The sequence below is a fragment of the Bremerella sp. P1 genome (assembly GCF_028748185.1).
In the GTDB taxonomy this organism is placed as follows: Bacteria; Planctomycetota; Planctomycetia; order Pirellulales; family Pirellulaceae; genus Bremerella.
The window spans coordinates 2,983,259-3,000,847 of the sequence record NZ_CP118164.1; the positions used below are offsets into that span (position 1 = coordinate 2,983,259).

A 17,589-nucleotide genomic window follows, 5' to 3' on the forward strand; every position below is an offset into this window, starting at 1 on the left:
AATGGTGCTGGCAGGTAGATGGTAAGGAGATCATCAGTGGCAAGTAAACGCCCTGACGTACGTGTTACCAGGCACGCTCTGAAACGATTCAAGACACGCGGTGGTGGCACTAGAAGCGACATGCTCAAGAGCCTGCACAAGGCACGTGAATGTGAGCCATGGCAGATTGAGCGAATCAAGGCAGGTTGCCCTGAATCACATGACGATGGAGCGTTCTTCTGCACTGATCAAGGCTTGATCTACGTGTGCAAGAAGGACATGGGGCAAGTGGTTGTGATCACAGTGCTGAAGACAAAAGATTTAGGAGGTGTGTGATGGAGGGGGAATCACGGAAGGTTTGTCCAATCTGCGGTGTAGACAAGCCCTTTGCGGATTACCACAGGTGCAGCGCTAGGGGCGATGGCGTTCAGTATAAGTGCAAGGAATGCACGAGAGCCAGAGACAGGAGTAGGTATTACTCCGACAGGCAGAAGGCGATTGACAGGGTGACCAAGTGGAGGGAGGACAACCCCGACAAGCTTAATAGCTGGAGGAGAAGTGACCCTGGAAAGGAGTCAGTGAACTCGGCGTGTCGAAGATACAGGGAGAAGCACCCAGAGAGGGTCAAGGCCAGGGCCGCTGTTGGCGCTGCCATTAAACATGGAAGATTGGCCAAGCCATCTGAATGTGATGAATGCGGCAGTTCGAGCGAGAAGATCGAAGCGCACCACCACAAGGGTTACACAAGAGAACACTGGCTCGATGTGCAGTGGCTGTGCACCCAGTGTCATGGCAAAACCCGCAGAAAGGATTATTAGTGACTGTCGCGCAGCAGCTATTTGATCTCATTGTTTCCAGGGGCAGGCAGGATGCAATTGCAGCAGAGCCGCTGGGTAGCCACTTCCGCCCAGTGAAATGCAAGCCCGCCATGGAACACTGCGAAAAGCACATTGCAGGGCTGGGTAGCATTGGGGTGTACTTTCACCTCCCTGGTAACATGTGCCGCATGGTGTGCATTGACGTTGACGCCCATGATGAAAATAACCAGCAACGAATTACAGAGGCTAAGGAGGAGTGCAGTGGGCTGTCAGGTGCATTAGATGACCTGGAGATTGAGCATGTAGTGGAAACCAGCCAGTCAGGCCAGGGGCACCACTTGTGGGTTTTTTTCGATTCAGAGTTGCCCTGCAAGACTGCACGCAATTTTGCTAGGTATGTTTTGCAACAGGCTAACGTATCCCATGCTGAGATTTACCCACGCAGCGACACGCTAGACGCTGAGCAGGTAGGCTCATTGGTGCGATTGCCCTTCTGGAATAAAAGCACCTGCGATCTCTCTCAGGCTGTGCCTGTAGAAGCCTCTGAGATCGCTCAGATCGCCTCCCAGTACAAGGAGGATTCAGTAGTCCAAGTCAGCGAGAACGTCGTTCTACAGCCCTCTCAGGGCTCCCTGAGCGACTATACGCTGAAGATGCTGGAGGAAGATGGATCGTATATCCATTCACGGTGGAATGGAGCCACGGATGGCCTTAGCGACAAGTCAGGATCGGCAGTCGCCCTCAGCTTGGCAGATGCGCTCGTAAGAGCCTATGTGCCCACTGAGGAAATCAGGATGGCGGTAAGGATGCTGTGCGAGAGGCAGGGAAAGCCTCGCAGGGACGCATGGATCAATGGTACTGTGGCGAAAGCGTATGGATACGCACGAGGTACTTCAGATGAAGTGACCATGAGTGCTACGGATCTGAAAAGCCTGGCAAAGGAATGTGTGCCAGGGCTCCTGGATGGCACCAGGATGCACTATGGGCTAGGGATACCCACCCTGAATGCTTGTATCGACGGACTCGCACCCAAGCAGTTAGGGTTTATTTGTGCAAGGCCAGGGAATGGCAAAACTGCGCTAGGATGGCAGGCGTGCATCGAGAACGCAGGGGAAGGAACCCCTGCTCTCTTTGTATCGTGTGAGATGACACGAGAGGAATTGGTAGGGCGTGCAGTGCAGTACCTCACTGGGCTGGATGTGGATCAGTTCCATGACAACCCCGAGAAGGTCATGCAGGCTGCGGCCAAGATGAATGATCGCGTGTACATTCGTGAGTGCAAGCCACGCCTGAAGAATGTGATCGATGTGATCAAGAATCACGTGATTACCAAGGGCGTCAGGTTTGTGGTGGTGGATTACATCCAGCTCATTCGCTCGCATGATCGTGCCAGTAAGCTGGAAAGCATCGAGGCATCCTGCGAGGAGTTCAAAGACCTGTGCAAGATGCTCGACATTGCCATCCTGTGTTTGGCTCAACTCAGTCGCAGTGCTGACGCTTCTCGCCTGGAAGTGCCCAAGGGTGGACAGGTTGACCTGAATCGCTTCATGCCCACCTACGCCGATATCAAGGGTGGTGGTGCCATTGAGGAGTCAGCCGACCTGGTGATCACCCAGGTGCTGCCTGAGAAGCACCCTCTGCTTCAGCACCACACTCGCAAGGGCTCTTTGCTGGTCAACTGCCTGAAGCGACGTGGTGGCCCTGTGAGAGGCGACTGGCCGATGGATCTGTGGTTCGACATGAGCCAGCAAAAGATCAAGAGCTGGGATGAACACGCCTTCAATGCGCCTGACTCGGGTGTGCAGTTCTCTGCCTCGTTTGATGATTTCTGTTGATTCGTATTGACATTCCCACAAGTGAGGAATAAAACTTCCTCATCGCGTTCACACTAGTTACTAAAGGAGCTTCTTATGTGCCATGTCGAGATCCTGGATGCCAGCCCTGTGCAAGAACCCGAGAAAGAGATGGTGTGGCCGCAGTTGCGACTGTGCGAAGGCTTTAGGCGAGTGTTCTTCACTGAGGAGGTCGCACTCACTGATGTTGGCGTGCAGCTTGCTGGTGCTGGGCGAATCTCGCGTGTTGATAGCTTCTGCTACTCCACCCCACCCGCCAACACCCAGTGGCAGATCAGGATCACAGCAGAGGATGGCAGTGAGTACCCACGGGTGGAGAAGATTGACCTTGGTGGAGGTGACAATGCGACTTGGCTGCGACTGAACGGCAATGACAATGGCAGCGTCTTGATCGCCTGCGATCCTGGATACGGCCCCTTTGGGATTGGCGAGATGTCAGAGCATGGCCTTATGGATAGCTATCCTCTCCCCAAAGGCACTATCACCACGATCACCGTGAGTGAAGGCAAGGTCAGTGCTGAGATCGAGGAGCCTAAGCCAGCGTTTCCGTATCGCTTGAAGAATGGTGCTGTCTTGGTGAAGCACCCATGCAACTACCAGATATTTACTTCCTCAGGCGAAAAGGGTGGCGAAGCTGGTTTTGTCACCCTGGATGACCTCAAGCAGGCAGTTGCCTACATCAAGGAACACGCCAATGACTGATTCTACCCAGAGCACACACAGCTCTCTGGGGCAGTGGCAGTGCCCTCAGTGCCAGGCACCCTTGCTGCCGACACCCAGTGGCTCTGTGTGCTCCAAGGGCTGTGGCAAGCTCCTGGTCAAGATGAGCAATAAGGCTGCACGCAGGGCCATTGCCATCTTGTCTCTGGGGCTGAAGGATGCCTGCCAGGTAGCGGGTGGCTGGATCATAGATGGTGATCAGAGTGTGATCTACCAGAAGGACAAAGAGGCCAGCAAAAAGACTGAGGGTCGCAAGGTGGACAGTCTGCCCAAGTGGCTGGAGGAAGATCAGGTGCTGGCACTGGATGGGCATAAGGTGATTGTACTCAAGGTGGGTTCAAGTATCGCTCACAGGTTTTAAGGAGCCACAACCATGGCCAAGAGTGAATCGTTTGATGTGGAGGGGCTGAAGCGACAGGGAGATTTTCTGATGTCTCGCCCTGGGATGTTGCGAGTGGGAGCCGAGTTGCGATCGGCAGCTAAGCATATCGAAGCGATGGAGTTTGTCCTGTCATCCATCGTCCGTGACCTGCCACAGAAGCGTGACTGGTTAGACCCGTCAATTGAAAAGCAGGCACGTGACCTCCTGGGAGGACCCACGAAATGAGCAACGAAACGAACGCGACAGCGCTAGATATTCAAAGCTGGATCGAGGATGCCAACCAATGCGACAGGCATTTAATCGAGATCCCTGTCAGCCTTCTCGAAGCTGCACGTGATGAGATTCGCAAGCTGAAGTTCGTAACAGATCAAGTTGAAACTAACGCTTATGCCATTGCTGAGGAGCGTGACCAACTCAAGGCCGAACTTGAAGCGGTGCGGGAGGAACGTGACAACCTCAAGTGGCATGATGCTGGAGACAGGTATCCGCCATCGAACGAGGAAGTTGACATCGCATACAACGGACTAGAGTCAATCGGGCATATGAACAGTTTCAATCAGTGGTTGGTTAAGGATACGCCAATACAAGGTGTGACTCATTGGCGGTTTCGAGTGTTTCCAAGGCAAGCCCTAGCCCAGAAAGGCGGTGAGTGATGAGCCCAAACCCAGCCCACGAGCTACCAACAACGCTTTTCATTCATGCCGAGATGAGCCGCAAACTTCTTCCGCATCATGCAAAGCCAGCGGAAGACATGGAAGGCAAGCAATGAGTGATGTGCTACATCCAAAGAATGATCGAGCAGGCAAAAAGGGAGTATCCCATGGGCAAGGCTAGTCGAGTCAAAGGTGCCTCTGGCGAGCGTGAAGCTGCCAAGGAGTTTAACAACCTCTTTCCTGGCGTAGAGGCCAAGCGTGGCATCGCTCAGACACGCCATGGCGGCAAAGAGGGGGCTGACCTCTCCATGCAACCGAACCTGCACATTGAGGTGAAGCGCCAAAAGAAGGTTAGTATCAAGGCGGCCATGAAGCAGGCTGAGGATGATGCCCAGGGTACTGGCGGTACACCTGGTACTGTCACGCGAGAGGATGGCAAGCCCTGGTACTTCTGCTGTCGCCTGGAGGATCTACCCAAGGTAGTGAGCGAACTCTCCTCTTATTTGCCAGGGCATTCTCCACTAGTTGAAAATGGAGGTGAGGATGCTTAACGAATCACATGTGATCCAGGTGCGTCTCACTGACCAGATGCTCGATATGTGTCAGCATTTTGCTCTGGAGTTGTGCCACTGGGATAGTCCATCCCTGATCTTCGACAACAAGATGGAGCGTGCCAATCGCAAGTGGCAGGACTCCTACACAGGCATCCTGGGTGAAGCTGCTGTCGCCTTCTGGCTTGGCAGATACAGCGAGTGGATCGAGTGTCGCTCCCTGGCCGCTGTCTCTAAGAACCCACAACTGCCCTACGACATCCCTGGCACGATCATTGACGCCAAGGCCAGGGCGATCAGCAAGGAGCAGCCTGATCCCCTGGGCTACAAGATGTACGTGCGAGAAGTCTCTACACATAAGCAAGCCACGTTCGTGCAAGTGGTGGTAGATGCCAGTGAGCATCATGCCCTTTGCCACATTGTGGGGTGGATGGGCACTGATGAAATCATCACCACCCAGCACCTCGATGCCACTACGAAGTACTCCATCAAGGCATGTGATTTACATCCGATTCCTAAGATCCATGGGGTAATCCCAGGAGGTGATAGATGATTGTATGCGACAACTGCGGAGCCGAGGACGCTGCCACAGTCGATGTTCGCATGGACACGAAGTCGATGCACACATCGGCTGGCCAAGTGGATCTCTGCCGTGGGTGCCAAGACAGGCTCTATGCCCCCATGTGCGACATGGTGGACATGATGTTAAAGAAGGGCGTGGAGGAGATAGAGCCGCACTACAGGCTCTCGGCAGCGCGAGACACGGGTCGCACTTCCTAAGCCGCGAGCATCCCATGGCAGAAGTGTACGCAAGTTCGATATTAGTCACACAGGGAGTTAGCGGTGAGCACAGAAAAGCAATGCGCGATATGCGGCAAAGGGTTCAGCAAGTTCAGCCGCTACAAGCCCTGTTGCAGCAGCGAATGCAAGAACGAGCATCTGCGATCCTCCATGCCTCCTGGGCTGACAGACAGTGAGCTGGAGATCGTGGAGCGTTTGAATCGCGATGAGGCTGGACCGTGGGACGAGCATTACATTGACAGTCGCATTCGAGAGATCACAGAGGCGATGCGAGAGAAATGGAGTGCCGACCGCCTGTCGGGGCAGGAGCGACACATGCCTGTCGTCACCAAAGCCTACGAGAACGTCACCCAGGGGCGTGGTGACACTTATCACTTGAACTGCGTAGGGGATGCCAATTGGACGTAGGCAAGCTGAAAGAAGCTGCTGAAGCTGGTGGCAAGCAGGAGTTCTTTGTGAGCTACATGGCTCAGCACTTTGAGTGGCGAGACAAGAATCAGATTAAGCAGCCAACAGGTGTTTGGCTGGAAGACATTGGAAAACTCTGGAAGGAGATTGTGGAAGATGGACGAACAAGTGAAAGAACGACTGGTTGATTCACTGGATAAGGTTATGCAGTGGGCAGAAGGTGCTGAAGAGTTTGTGCTGGAGCAGGCACCATTGGTAGCACAGGAGATTGTGGCCTGGAAGTTTTACGAGGGCTTGTGCTGGGGGATTGTACTGGCCACTGTGATCGTCGCGGTGCTCACCGCCGCTGCTATAGCATGCTGGGTGATAATCTCAAATTCAGAAGACAGTGAAGGCAAAGTGTTTGCAGTGTTCCCGCCACTGTTTGCAGCGTTCCCGATAGTTCCAGCCACGGTCTGCTTGGCCCAGTGTGTAGTGCAATCTGTTCAAGCGTGTGTTGCACCTCGCCTCGTTATTATCGACTACCTGAGTCAGTTGATGTAGACAAATAAAAAAGCCCCAGGCTTTCACCCAGGGCTTTCGTCCAACCAGTCTAAGGCACGCTTCGGCGTGCTTTTTCTATGCAATCAGCGTTTCGTCTTTCAGTACGCGATCCGCATTATCCTTCACATCCTTGCTCAGGTTGGCCATGTGAGCCTTGAGCGACCTGAACTCATCAGGGTCGGCCTTGCTCATCTCGCTCATGTAGGCACGCACACCATCGCCCAGCATGGCATACTTGCCAGCCGAGTTATCAAGCTGCTTGCTCATCACCTTGGCCTGTGCCTGGATCTCCGCAGCGTTACCGCTAAGCAGAGTAGCCAACAGGTCAGCGATCTGCCCCAAGCCGCTGGCGCTCATGCGGCTCACCAAGTCCTGAATCACCCGCTTGTCGATCTCCACGTCCTTGTCCAGGCCAGGGATCGTAATCTCACGGTTGCCATCCTTGTCGTCGTCCTTGCTAAACAGCAGCAAGTAGACCAGCCCACCGATCAGGGCCAGTTGCACGTAGGGGTTTGCTAAAATCTCAGCCATGTGATTATTTCCTTTTCTTTCGTCGCTTGAGTAAGAGTAGTACGCCAGCAGCTGCCGCCAGGCCACCACCGATATAAGGGTTGCCACTGAGGAACGATGTTGCTGCTCCAGTGGCTGCTTTACCAATGAGCCAATCTAGCCAGGGCGTCTCAACCACAGGCTTCTCGTCAGGCGTTACCACCAGAGGTTGAGGCTTTGGCTGAGGCTCAGGCTGTGGTGCTGGGCAGTAAGGACCAGGGCAGGGTCTACTCCAGGGTCGCCAGGCCATGTAGCGTGCCTTGGGACGCAGGGTATCACATGCGTAGTCCAGTGCCTGCACGAGCTGGTCTGGGTCCACAATGGCCTTCAGTTGAGTACCACCAAGCTGTGCCCGCATGGCGCCATCCACATCCTGAACTACCAGGATCGGATAGTCATTGCCATAGGACGACATGAGGTGACTCTTGAAGACTGGGCTCTTGGATTCGTAGTGTCGCCACTCAGTGGAATCCTTGAGCTTCTTCAGGCGAGTGTCACTCTCAAACCATTCGTCGATGTGAGTCTCGCCTTGGGTCACGAGGACCGTGTACCACCTCCTGCCCTCGGGCAGTTCGACACTGTGGATCTCATCCACAAATGCCATGTTGTTCTCTACTGCGGGTGCTGGCTCATGGCCAATCGAGATACCCAGCAGCAATGCGATCAGTAGGCCGATCACTGGCCATTTACTCTTCATTCTCTCTCTCCACAAGATAGTCGTGTGGATTGTATGGTTTCGGCGGTGGTGCCTTCACCAGTGGCACAATGGCTCCTCCTGAGTATTTGTTGCGCCAATTCCACAGAAACGTAGACTTCTCCACAAAGATAAAGTCATTGATACGATTGTTATCCAGAAGGCAGGCGTACTCTTTGCCATCCTTCTGTACCCAGCCTAGAAAGCTGATAGCGTGTTCTGGGTAGTAGGTGATCGCCGCCACGAGTCTGTGATTGTGGGCATAGTCCAAGACTCGGATATCACCATTCTCATTGGCACCCTGGCCAGAGTGCTGGGTGCGTTTGTAGGGGATCTTGTAATGATCCAGGACACGTGCAATGTCCCATGTACTGGCTCCATGCCCATAAGTGTTGCGCCAGTTGTCAGCAACGGCACCTTTGTCTGCCCACCGTAGAGCTACCTGCGTCGATGCGTGGTAGCATGAGCCACCCCAGTAGTTCTTCACCCGCAGGTCGAAGGGCACATCGGCTGGTGGGCGTGAGAGGTCCAGAGGCTGTCTCTGGAAGTATTGGATCACATTGCTAGAGGTGTGACTGCCAACAAGTAATACGGCTGCGAGGAGAGGCACCGCAAGCCACTTTTGCTTCATACTAATTCTCCCTGTGATTCTGTAGGACCAACTTCTCGATGCGATGCTTCATGCGGCCTTTATATTGCTCATGTCGCTTCATGGCTGCACCCAGTTCACTGCGATTGGCATTGATGTCAGGACTGATGCCTGCCTTGTCAAGAGCTTTCTCGTAGATGCTGACGAGCTTGTCGGCACGCTGGATATCCCTGGGAACCTGCTTGCGATGTGCGTTACGCTGCTGCTTGATCACATTCAGATAGTCATTGACCAGGCTGTCCTTCACACGGCTGTCCATGTCGTCTGTGCGTAGCGATGAAGAGACTCGCAGCTGTTTGCCCGCATCCTTGGCAGAAGCCACCAGCTCGCCTTCCAGGGCTGTCTTATGCACCTCAGTTGGAGCGATCTGATAATCACGCAGCAGTTGTCGGTAGCGATCCAGTGGTGCTAGATAGGCATTGAAGTAGGCTTTCCGCAGTGCGTCTTCTTCACGCTGTGGTGTCTGCCTTGCCCACTTAGAGCTTCCCTTGTATTCACTACTCAAGCCAACACTGTCGAAGTAGGACTTGGGCGTGCGCCCATCCTTATCCCAGTTCTCCTGTGCATAGTCAGCTTCTGTCTTTTCACCTGGATCGATCACATAGCTTCCAGGGAACAGGTACTGCCCAACAATTCCAGGCTTGCGTGCAAAGCCCTTCTTCTTCTCGCCAGCCAGTTCACGCTGTGCTTCATTGTAGAAGGTAGCCAAAGGACCAAAGACCTTGCGCCCATACCATTCCTTGATTTCTTCAGGGTCAGTGACTCGCTTGCCTTGGAATGTGTCATAGGGTCCTTCGACAGGGCCGCTGACGCTATTGTCCATCAAAGCAGGCAGTGTGACCGCTTCATGGATCGGACCAAGGGCTGTGATACCGTAAGTCTTCAATCCTTCCGTGATCACGTCCAAGGACTGCTCCTTGATGTACTCGCCCTGCCCCATGCCTTCGGGCTTGGTTTCCTGCATGAATATGTTTTGCAGGCGGTGCGCAGCAATGAAGGCAGGTGCATATTCATGCGACATAGGCACGCGATAGGCTACCCACTGATGCTCGCCTTCCTCATCCTTACCGCCATAGAACAGCAGTGGCACTGCACCGTTGAACAGCCAGCCAGGCAGATTGTCGTAGGAGTACCAGAAGGACTTCACCATCTCCTGGCGTTCGTCCTCGTCGTCAGCAAGCAGAAAGCCAGTCAGGTGCATGAAAACACCGCTTGCGATCTTTGCCATGCCATACATGGGTATCGCAAAGGCAGCGCCCTTCAGCAGTAGCCTGCGCTTATAGAACTTCAGGTCAGTCCATAGATTGCTTAGACCTGCTGTCTTGGCCCTGGCAAAAGGCGAGAGAATGCTGAGCATGGCAGAGACTGGGCTCTTATCGAAGACAGGGTTGCCGATCTCAGTCTGCACGTAGGTGGCTGCCTGCTCCCTGGTCATGCCGCTGTTCTCCAGGGCCTTCAAGGCTGCGTTCTTTGCTACGATTTCCGTAGCATGGGTAAGCAGTAAACCCTGGTCGATCATGGTATCCAGCTTCTGCGAGGATAACTCCTGCTTGGTGCGATCCTCCATGCGACCAGTCGCCTTGGCTCTCAGGTGCTGAAAAGGTTTCTCGACCGAAGCCCTGACAAAGCCCCATCGCGAGACGACACCACCCATCATCACATGCCCGAGATGTGATTTATCGGGATCGTGAATGTCTGCCAGGGAGTTCGACTTGCCTGCCATGTTGCGCACCAATTGACCATCGCCCTTGGTGGCTTCACCCTGCATGTCAATCACTTCAGTGCGGAAGGCATCAGGCTTTAGGCCAGCATCCTCGTTGTACTCGATCATCTCACGTAGAGACTTCTGCCCAGACATCACAAGTGACATGTCACGCACAAACGAGACACTAAACTCCTTGGCTGCACTGCCACTGATATCAAAGGCGATCTTGGCTGCTGAGCCAATGGAAGTACGGTAGAGTTCGTTGATTCCGAAGGTAGGGCTAACCGACAACAGCAACTGGGAGATGTACTTGTTGTTGTTCATCTTTCCCAGGAATTGCATACCCCAGAGCAAAGCCCTGCGGTCTTCCATGCGACCCTTCTCCATCATGTCGGTGAACCACTGAGGCGCCTCATAGATCTTAAAGCTTTCGCCATCCTTCACCTTGAACAGCCTGCCTTCCAGGGCAAGACGCTCTGAGATGCCATCCATCTTGGCCTTGTCGTCAACCTGGCGTGTGCTGATATCAATACCAGCTTCTTCATACCACTGCCCAATGACACGCAGTTCCTGCTCGATCTCTTCCCTGCTCCACTCCCTGGCGTATGCCTTCTCAGAATCCACTCGCTCCAGCAGTCGCACGTAAGACTTACGCTTGAAGTCTGCCAGGGCTTGCTTCAGAAGCACCAGAGACTTAGCCAGGCTGTCACCTACAACATCGCCTACGGCTGTACCACTGGTAGCCCCTGTGACCGCCGCGTTCATGTTGTAGAGATCACTGCCTTCAAACAGCTTGCGGCTGAGGTCTTCCTGTGAAGAGTACACCTTGCCCTTGAGCTGGTTGTACAGTTCATCAGGCACATAACCCAGTTCGTAGGCGCTATCCAGCGTGTACTGCTGAAAGCCTCGCATATCCCTCACAGCAGCCAGGAGAGCGTCGAGAGCCTGCTGTCCATGTGATCGCCGTATCTCATTCTCAAGTGCGTCTAAGAGGCTCCTAGCGCCCTCTGGATCAGTCCTCACGTCATTGCTGACAAAGCTGCTCTCATTGGCGCGTGTGCCTTCGGTTGTCTGTGCCAGGAGCATCCAGTAGTTGCCGATGGCCTCCATAGGCACACCTGCCTCATGGGCTGCCACCACGGAGCGTGCAGCAGTGGTCTGTGCCCTTTCGCCGCCCAAGGAGATGCGATTGATCGTACCCTCATCCTGGAAGAGCTGATCTTGGTAGGCTTCTGCCTTCTTGGAGCCCAGGAAGTAATGCTCAAGACCCTTCTTGCTCAGCAGGGGTGGCTTGCCCTGGGCAGCACGTTCCTTCTTGTGAGCTTCGATGGCTAGGTTGCGCATCAGGCCGAACTCATCTGAGATCCACAACTCGGAAGGATTGCCCGCCTGGCGTTTCTTTAGAATGCTAAGTTTCTTACGACGCTGAATCTCATCGCTGGTCTTAATGCCTGCTTCCACATAGGCCATGCCATCCTTAATCACATCGACATGCCACTGCCCTGAGTGGTAGTAATTGGCCAGGCTATCATATGCCTGTTTGAAGGATGGATCGGTCTTCATCTTGGACTTCACCAGGTCGTAGGCATTGGGTGCCATCTGCTGGAGTAGACCAGGATCAAAGATGAAGCCAGAGATCACATCGGCTGCCTGTTCGGCACCTGACTTCTGATAGGCCTGCTGTGCCTCCTGGGCGTAGGGGATGTAGTGCTGCTGGAAGTTGAAGATCTCCTCTTGCAGTGCCTTGTCATCTTTGATCACATCGAGAATGACGCCCGAGCCAATCTTATCCAGGTCGAGCATGCGGTTGATGATACTAGCAGCAACAGCACTGCCTTCCTTGCTCTCGATGTCCATCTTGTGGCCGTATTCATGCGTGACCACCTTGTAAAGAATCTGGTTTGGTGTATCGCGATTGATGGCGATATCACCCGTCTTGCGGAAGTAGACACCCAGAGCGCCATCAGCCTTCAGGTTCTTTAGTTGTTTGGGCGAGAGGTGCATGACCGCCTGACCACCATCCTTGGCAATCTGTTGGATGACAATGGCTGCATCCCGCATGGGCTTGATCGTAGTGCCCGCCACCTTGTCCTCAAACTGCTGTGGCTCATAGCGTGGCAAGACACCTGCATTGTTGGGCATCTGTGCCATATCCACTTCAGTGGCAGTGGGTGGATCTCCTGATGCCGTGGGAGCCTGCATGGCTGCAATGCCCACCTCCTCCTCCGAAGCCACCACAGAGCCTTTTGGTGCGTTCTGTGGGCTCTCAGGCAGTTCCGCAGAAGCCTCAATGGGTGGCCCTCCCTGTGGTCCCACGGGCCAGTTCGCTCCAGGGGTTGGGGCTTCTGGGTCGTCATCATCCCCCTTGCGGCGATCAATCTCTGCCTGGGCAGCAGCCATCACCTTCTTGCGATGCTCCTCACTGCCGACATACTTCTCACCCGTAGCATCCTGCATCTGCTTGCGAGAGCGTGCCCTGGCCAGCTCCTGAAGCTGTGCTGGTGGCATCAGGTTGACAAGCGTGTTGATGTCTTCTGTGGTGGCATCCTTGGCGAACGCCTTCTTAATCACAGGTGCGGTGGCTGCTGCGTCCACTGGCCCTGCCAGGACACCCACTGTTACCAGCCCAGCGATACCCTGCTTGAGAGCTTCCTGGTCGCCTGCTGCACCACGAGCCAGGTTCTCAACGATACCCGCTTCTCGCTCTGTGATCTCTCCTGCCTGTACGCTCTTGGCTGCCCATTGCAAGGCTGGCTCAATCTCTTCTTCTGCCAGTTCCCCAGCAATGCCAGATACCGCAGCACCACGTGCAGCCCTGGTGAGCAAATTAGGATTGGTGGCAGCTTCTTCACTGATATCACCAATGAACTTGCCCACAGGTCCAGGGATCTTGCTACCCAGCTTGGAGATGCCCATGCCCACGAGCTTACCGCCAAAGGCCTCCACAGCTCCTGTGATCGTGCCCTCGACTGCCTTCTCTCGCACCTTGTCCAGCACTTCACCTTCAGTGCGTGCCACGTCGGTCTGGATATCTGCCAGGTTGCCTTGCCCATCCATCACAGGAGTGGCTTGAGAGAATGGCTCGGTGGCACCACGCATGGCACCGCGCAGCCCACCTGTGGCTGGCATACCCGCCAAGCCGAAGGGACTGCCTGTGGCGACTGTCTCACCCAGTTCACCGATGGAGCCCATGAGCGTATCACCAATGGCACCCAGGAGCCCATTGTTCTGGGCACGCACCTGGTGAGCCATCATGGCTGCTAGGGCTTGCTTCTCCTTGTAGGGCATCTTGGCAAGCTGGCCAGAATCACGTAGCTCGTGATACTTGCGCAGGGCGTTGGTGCGATCCTCACCAAAAGCATAGGCAGCCGCAGTCGGTGTGAACTTATCCAGGGGTGCTGTGTAGTGCTTGCTGTCACTGCCCTTCTCTCCAATGTCCTTGAACATTGCATTGAGACTAGTGCCATCATCCTTGAACTCAAACTTGCCGCTGAGAGCACGCTCAAAGGATGTTGGTAGATCCTTCTTCATCTCGCCATTGCGACGAGCACCCAAGGCTTCCACTGCTTCAGCATAGTCCAGTCGCATCTGCCCCTGCGTCTGCATGGGGTCAGTGCCAATGAACTGCTTCATCTTGCCCAGGTGGTAGACAGCCTGTTCATCGTTGGCTGCCTGGGCTTGCTGCAAGAGGTTGTCAAGACGCTGAGTGTAGAGCTGCGTCTTTTGCTCAGGGGATAGCGCATCCTGAGGGTACATAAGCTACTCGAAATACTGGGTTGATTGGTCAGGTTGTTGCCCGCGTAGAGTGGCGGAAACCCCGCTTTCACTCAGGCTCTGTAAAACATTTTCTGGGTTGGCGTAGAAGTCTTGCCCCCTGTCACTGTATCCATGTCCAGACGGTGACCACCCGCCACTCTCATCTTGAATGTAGGACTGTCCTTCTGGACCTATGCCATATGTATTCCCAGCGGGTGAAGGATGAAATCCGCCACCACTGGTTACGTCGAAAGTGTACAGCATCTCAGGTGCTGGCATCTCCTGGGGTGACAGTGGCGGCTGATTCATCGTGCTCTGGATGCTGGTGTTCAGGGCGGTGTTCCACTCATTGTCGCGGGTTTGGTTTAAGCCGATCACCTTGTTGCCAGAGAAATCCTGGTAGTTCTTCATGTCCTGCCAGTATTGAGTGTCGAGCTTGCTGGCGTAGTCCCTGGCATCATACTCCTGCTCAAGCCCCTTCAGCTTCTCCTGCTCGCTCTGGAATCTCTGGAAGACGCTGTACAATCGACTGTCATGCGATTGCATGGCTTGACTCTCCTCTGGATCTCGACCAGCCTTGATTAACTCCCGCTCAAGCTGATTGCCTTCCATGGCAAGGTTGTTATACATGCTGTCCCAGTAGTCCTTCTCGGCACGCTGAAGGTCGATGGATAGCAGGTCGTTGTTCTGCTTGTTGAACAATTCCTTGTATGTACTGGAGACATCGACATCCTGCATGTCGGTCTTGGGGTCTTCACCGATGCCACCACTCACCTTCACGCTTACCTTGTGGGCTTGCGGCATATCGCGCTGTCGTGATATGTGCGATTCCCTGGCAGTCTCAATCTGCTTCTGCTTCCTCTCTGCCCAGGGAGTAATCACAGACTTTCCGTCAGCACCAGACTGGTACATGCCATCTGGCGAGTATCGCTGCTGCATGATCTGCTGCTCTATCGGCAGTGGCTGCGAACCCTTCCACTGCTGATAGTTGTTGCCCATCCACTCAGCACGCTTCTGCTCCAATGCCATGGAGGCTTGCGCCAGCTTGGCAGGATCATGGGAGTACTTGCGAGAGATGTTGTTGTAGGCGCGTTGAGCGCCTTGCATGTGCTTCTGGTAGTCACTCACCAGGGAGGATGCACTGGCATCACCCTGGGAGGCAGCCTGTTGCAATTGAGCAAACTGCTGATTGCTCTGGGTGCGCATCTGACCAGCCTGCTGGCTCATCATCTGAGCAGCCTGGGTGCCCTGCATGCGGCTGGTAACAGCTGCTGCGCGTTGATTTGCCTGCTGCTGCTGAAAGCCTTCTAGCTGCGCCCTGGCCTCGTTATTGGCTTGGTCACGTTGTTGCAGAAAGTCGCGGTAGCGTGCATTCTCTTGCAGCTTACTGGCTTGGGCAGCGTAGTTGTCATAGCGACCCTGCTGTGCCAAGTTGTACTGCTGTGCCAGTTGGGCATAGGCAAGCTGTTGCTGCTCGATGCGCTGTGCGGCCTGCTGTTGCGAGGCACGTTCACCTGCCATGTGAGCAAGATCGAGCGTGTCGCCTACGACACCAGCAGGAAGATATCCTACAGAGATTGGCATGTTGTCTTCTCCGTGACATGTGCATGTCTATGGCATTTTCTGCATAGCCAGATAACATCCAGCCAACGCTCCACGCTATAGCCTTTGTGGTGGTGAGATTCAACACGCACGACTGATCCGCAGTAGCTGCAACCAGTTGGCTTGTAGAGCCGCCCATCTCGAACGGCATGATTTACGGCATGTCTTGCCTTTGCCTTGCCTGGGTTTTCTGCCCTCTGTCTCTTGGCAGCCTCTCTGGCAATGCGGCGGGACTTTTCAGTGTTGTCAGATCGCCATCTTGAGTTTCGCTCGTCTATCCTGTCCTTATTCCTCTGGTAGTACCTGACCCTCTCCTTAATGATCCTCTCCTTGTTTTCCTCGCGGTATCTCAGGCCATACTCTCGAATGCACTCCTTGCACTTCCTGGCGAGGCCATCTGCGGTAGACTTGTCTCTGTGAAAGCCATTAAGTGGGATGGCTCTCTTGCATGTATTGCATTTTTTGATAGCCACTAGAGCCTCCTATGCGAAGATCGACTGACCTTGGATCGCTGGATTGAACTGCTGCCTTGGCTTAGGCACTGCACCCTGGAAGATCGAAGGGGCCTGAATCTGTGGATTGAATGTAGGGTTGCCCTGCGGCTGCTGCACCTGATTGCCAGGCACGCCATTGCCATAGGCAGATGTGCTTACGACACCCATGGGTGCGCCATAAGAGGCCCCAGGGATGTTGTACTGTGGGCTGCTGCTGTAACCTGCATAGGCACCGTAGGGCGTGCGTCCATAGGCTCCCTGACCGTAAGCCTGGGCAAGCTGTGCATACAGCCCCAGGTCAGGGTAGACATCGTTACGACGCTCCATGAAGCCCAGCTTGTTCTGCTGAATGCCTGTCATCAGGTCGATGTTGCCGCCTGAGGTTTGGCCAGCCGTGTTCAGTAGGTCGCCTGAGGTTGGCAGGTAGGCACCGAGGTAGCCACTACGAAGACGATCACCAAGCTGCATCAGACTATCCTGGCGATCTCGCTCTACAGCACTCTGCACTGTGGGTTTGATGGTGCTGGCGTTCAGTCCACGCGAGGTGAGGTTTTGATGCTGACGCGATGCCAGTTCATCGTAAGCTCGATTGATGCGATTGGCTTCACCTGCACCCATGCCAGAGACAATGCCCATGGCTTGGTTCACACGATCTTGTGCCATGCCAGTGAGGTAGCCCTGGCGTGCTTTGCTCTCTGCTAGTGCGTCCTGGCCAAGCGTGTTGTACTGCCCCAGGATGTCCTGGTAACGCTCCTCATTGGCGTTCTTGGCATCCTGGTAGGCTTGGTCGATACGTGCAGGCAGTGAGCTACCAGAGCCTTGTGATTGAGTGATCACATTGCCTGAGGAGTCTAGGTCACGCCACTGACCATCCACCTTGGCCTGCTTGCGCCCATTGACAGTGCGTACGTTCAGGTTGCCATAGCGTTGATTCAGAGCGTTCGCCATAGCGCGCTCTTGCAGGTATTGGTTATAGCCAATCTTGTCGATTGGACTGGGACCAAAGCCTGAGCTTAGGCCACCGCTGGAAGTGTACTGGTAAGCCATGTGATTAACCCAGGTAAGAGGTGCGGTTGGTCATGCGATAAGACGAGGGGCTGCGGTACATGGCAGACTGTGGGTTGATGTAGTTGCGATTGCTGAAGGTGCCACCACCCATGAAGCCAGTGCCATAGCCAGGATTGTAATAGGGCATCTGTGGCATGAAGTAGCCATAGCTACGTGGTCCCTGGCCGCCATAGCCACCACTGTAGCTGTTCTGCATGCCCCAGCTCTGCTGCTGTGGATACATGCCGTAGGAGCCATAGGCTTGACTGCCACCGTAGCCGTAGGGGCTGCCATAGTATTGACTGGTGCCCTGAGGCTGAGTGGGTGTTGCTGCTGTTGGTAGCGGGGGCATGCCGCCCATCTGGCTTGGATGTCGCACTCGCAT

18 protein-coding genes are annotated in these 17,589 nt (G+C 54.6%); 11 read left to right on the plus strand and 7 right to left on the minus strand.

Annotation, left to right across the window (positions count from 1 at the left end; genetic code table 11):
- Positions 1 to 36 precede the first annotated feature (36 nt).
- The 11 genes from PSR63_RS12475 to PSR63_RS12525 all read left to right on the plus strand — a co-directional run bounded on the left by PSR63_RS12475 (position 37) and on the right by PSR63_RS12525 (position 6,708).
- The gene (locus PSR63_RS12475) at positions 37 to 315 is read left to right on the plus strand and encodes a hypothetical protein (protein WP_274333763.1); all 279 of its coding nucleotides are present in this window, start codon (positions 37 to 39) and stop codon (positions 313 to 315) included.
- A gap of 481 nt (positions 316 to 796) precedes the next feature.
- The gene (locus tag PSR63_RS12480) at positions 797 to 2,632 is read left to right on the plus strand and encodes a DnaB-like helicase C-terminal domain-containing protein (protein ID WP_274333764.1); all 1,836 of its coding nucleotides are present in this window, start codon (positions 797 to 799) and stop codon (positions 2,630 to 2,632) included.
- A 75-nt stretch (positions 2,633 to 2,707) separates the two neighbouring features.
- The gene (locus tag PSR63_RS12485; protein WP_274333766.1) at positions 2,708 to 3,352 is read left to right on the plus strand and encodes a hypothetical protein; all 645 of its coding nucleotides are present in this window, start codon (positions 2,708 to 2,710) and stop codon (positions 3,350 to 3,352) included.
- Positions 3,345 to 3,731: a hypothetical protein gene (locus tag PSR63_RS12490; RefSeq protein WP_274333767.1), complete on the plus strand. Its 387-nt coding sequence runs from the start codon at positions 3,345 to 3,347 to the stop codon at positions 3,729 to 3,731. The genes PSR63_RS12485 and PSR63_RS12490 overlap by 8 nt, the downstream gene beginning before the upstream one ends.
- A gap of 12 nt (positions 3,732 to 3,743) precedes the next feature.
- Positions 3,744 to 3,977, plus strand: a complete 234-nt coding sequence (locus tag PSR63_RS12495; RefSeq protein WP_274333769.1) for a hypothetical protein — start codon at positions 3,744 to 3,746, stop codon at positions 3,975 to 3,977.
- Positions 3,974 to 4,405, plus strand: a complete 432-nt coding sequence (locus PSR63_RS12500; protein ID WP_274333770.1) for a hypothetical protein — start codon at positions 3,974 to 3,976, stop codon at positions 4,403 to 4,405. The genes PSR63_RS12495 and PSR63_RS12500 overlap by 4 nt, the downstream gene beginning before the upstream one ends.
- A 167-nt stretch (positions 4,406 to 4,572) precedes the next feature.
- On the plus strand, positions 4,573 to 4,956 hold the full coding sequence (locus tag PSR63_RS12505; RefSeq protein ID WP_274333771.1) for a hypothetical protein: 384 nt from the start codon (positions 4,573 to 4,575) through the stop codon (positions 4,954 to 4,956).
- Positions 4,949 to 5,509 carry a hypothetical protein gene (locus PSR63_RS12510; protein WP_274333772.1) on the plus strand — a complete coding sequence of 187 codons (561 nt, stop codon included), beginning with the start codon at positions 4,949 to 4,951 and terminating at the stop codon, positions 5,507 to 5,509. The genes PSR63_RS12505 and PSR63_RS12510 overlap by 8 nt, the downstream gene beginning before the upstream one ends.
- A gap of 290 nt (positions 5,510 to 5,799) precedes the next feature.
- Complete coding sequence (locus tag PSR63_RS12515; protein WP_274333774.1) at positions 5,800 to 6,165, plus strand: hypothetical protein; 366 nt, start codon at positions 5,800 to 5,802, stop codon at positions 6,163 to 6,165.
- Positions 6,156 to 6,353 (plus strand): hypothetical protein, encoded by a 198-nt coding sequence (locus PSR63_RS12520; RefSeq protein WP_274333776.1) that lies wholly within the window; start codon positions 6,156 to 6,158, stop codon positions 6,351 to 6,353. Before PSR63_RS12515 ends, PSR63_RS12520 begins: the two co-directional genes overlap by 10 nt.
- Positions 6,322 to 6,708, plus strand: a complete 387-nt coding sequence (locus PSR63_RS12525; protein ID WP_274333777.1) for a hypothetical protein — start codon at positions 6,322 to 6,324, stop codon at positions 6,706 to 6,708. Before PSR63_RS12520 ends, PSR63_RS12525 begins: the two co-directional genes overlap by 32 nt.
- Positions 6,709 to 6,783: 75 nt before the next feature.
- On the opposite strand, the gene PSR63_RS12530 is transcribed toward PSR63_RS12525, so the two are convergent.
- The 7 genes from PSR63_RS12530 to PSR63_RS12560 all read right to left on the minus strand — a co-directional run bounded on the left by PSR63_RS12530 (position 6,784) and on the right by PSR63_RS12560 (position 17,589).
- Positions 6,784 to 7,239, minus strand: a complete 456-nt coding sequence (locus tag PSR63_RS12530) for a hypothetical protein (protein WP_274333779.1) — start codon at positions 7,237 to 7,239, stop codon at positions 6,784 to 6,786.
- 4 nt (positions 7,240 to 7,243) lie between these two features.
- On the minus strand, positions 7,244 to 7,954 hold the full coding sequence (locus PSR63_RS12535; protein ID WP_274333781.1) for a hypothetical protein: 711 nt from the start codon (positions 7,952 to 7,954) through the stop codon (positions 7,244 to 7,246).
- Positions 7,944 to 8,582, minus strand: coding sequence for a hypothetical protein (locus PSR63_RS12540; RefSeq protein WP_274333783.1), 639 nt, complete (start codon positions 8,580 to 8,582; stop codon positions 7,944 to 7,946). The genes PSR63_RS12535 and PSR63_RS12540 overlap by 11 nt, the downstream gene beginning before the upstream one ends.
- Before the next feature lies 1 nt (position 8,583).
- Positions 8,584 to 14,061, minus strand: a complete 5,478-nt coding sequence (locus PSR63_RS12545; protein WP_274333785.1) for a hypothetical protein — start codon at positions 14,059 to 14,061, stop codon at positions 8,584 to 8,586.
- Positions 14,062 to 14,064: 3 nt separating this feature from the next.
- Positions 14,065 to 15,645, minus strand: coding sequence for a hypothetical protein (locus tag PSR63_RS12550; RefSeq protein WP_274333786.1), 1,581 nt, complete (start codon positions 15,643 to 15,645; stop codon positions 14,065 to 14,067).
- 500 nt (positions 15,646 to 16,145) lie between these two features.
- Positions 16,146 to 17,204, minus strand: a complete 1,059-nt coding sequence (locus PSR63_RS12555) for a hypothetical protein (protein ID WP_274333788.1) — start codon at positions 17,202 to 17,204, stop codon at positions 16,146 to 16,148.
- A 4-nt stretch (positions 17,205 to 17,208) separates the two neighbouring features.
- On the minus strand, positions 17,209 to 17,589 hold the full coding sequence (locus PSR63_RS12560; protein ID WP_274333790.1) for a hypothetical protein: 381 nt from the start codon (positions 17,587 to 17,589) through the stop codon (positions 17,209 to 17,211).

Excerpts from the sequence above, each read along its gene's own strand:
- PSR63_RS12485 (WP_274333766.1), top strand. The coding sequence starts at position 2,708 with ATGTGCCATGTCGAGATCCTGGATGCCAGCCCTGTGCAAGAACCCGAG.
- PSR63_RS12490 (WP_274333767.1), top strand. The coding sequence starts at position 3,345 with ATGACTGATTCTACCCAGAGCACACACAGCTCTCTGGGGCAGTGGCAG.
- PSR63_RS12495 (WP_274333769.1), top strand. The coding sequence starts at position 3,744 with ATGGCCAAGAGTGAATCGTTTGATGTGGAGGGGCTGAAGCGACAGGGA.
- PSR63_RS12500 (WP_274333770.1), top strand. The coding sequence starts at position 3,974 with ATGAGCAACGAAACGAACGCGACAGCGCTAGATATTCAAAGCTGGATC.
- PSR63_RS12505 (WP_274333771.1), top strand. The coding sequence starts at position 4,573 with ATGGGCAAGGCTAGTCGAGTCAAAGGTGCCTCTGGCGAGCGTGAAGCT.
- PSR63_RS12510 (WP_274333772.1), top strand. The coding sequence starts at position 4,949 with ATGCTTAACGAATCACATGTGATCCAGGTGCGTCTCACTGACCAGATG.
- PSR63_RS12525 (WP_274333777.1), top strand. The coding sequence starts at position 6,322 with ATGGACGAACAAGTGAAAGAACGACTGGTTGATTCACTGGATAAGGTT.
- PSR63_RS12530 (WP_274333779.1), bottom strand. The coding sequence starts at position 7,239 with ATGGCTGAGATTTTAGCAAACCCCTACGTGCAACTGGCCCTGATCGGT.
- PSR63_RS12535 (WP_274333781.1), bottom strand. The coding sequence starts at position 7,954 with ATGAAGAGTAAATGGCCAGTGATCGGCCTACTGATCGCATTGCTGCTG.
- PSR63_RS12540 (WP_274333783.1), bottom strand. The coding sequence starts at position 8,582 with ATGAAGCAAAAGTGGCTTGCGGTGCCTCTCCTCGCAGCCGTATTACTT.
- PSR63_RS12545 (WP_274333785.1), bottom strand. The coding sequence starts at position 14,061 with ATGTACCCTCAGGATGCGCTATCCCCTGAGCAAAAGACGCAGCTCTAC.
- PSR63_RS12550 (WP_274333786.1), bottom strand. The coding sequence starts at position 15,645 with ATGCCAATCTCTGTAGGATATCTTCCTGCTGGTGTCGTAGGCGACACG.
- PSR63_RS12555 (WP_274333788.1), bottom strand. The coding sequence starts at position 17,204 with ATGGCTTACCAGTACACTTCCAGCGGTGGCCTAAGCTCAGGCTTTGGT.
- PSR63_RS12560 (WP_274333790.1), bottom strand. The coding sequence starts at position 17,589 with ATGCGAGTGCGACATCCAAGCCAGATGGGCGGCATGCCCCCGCTACCA.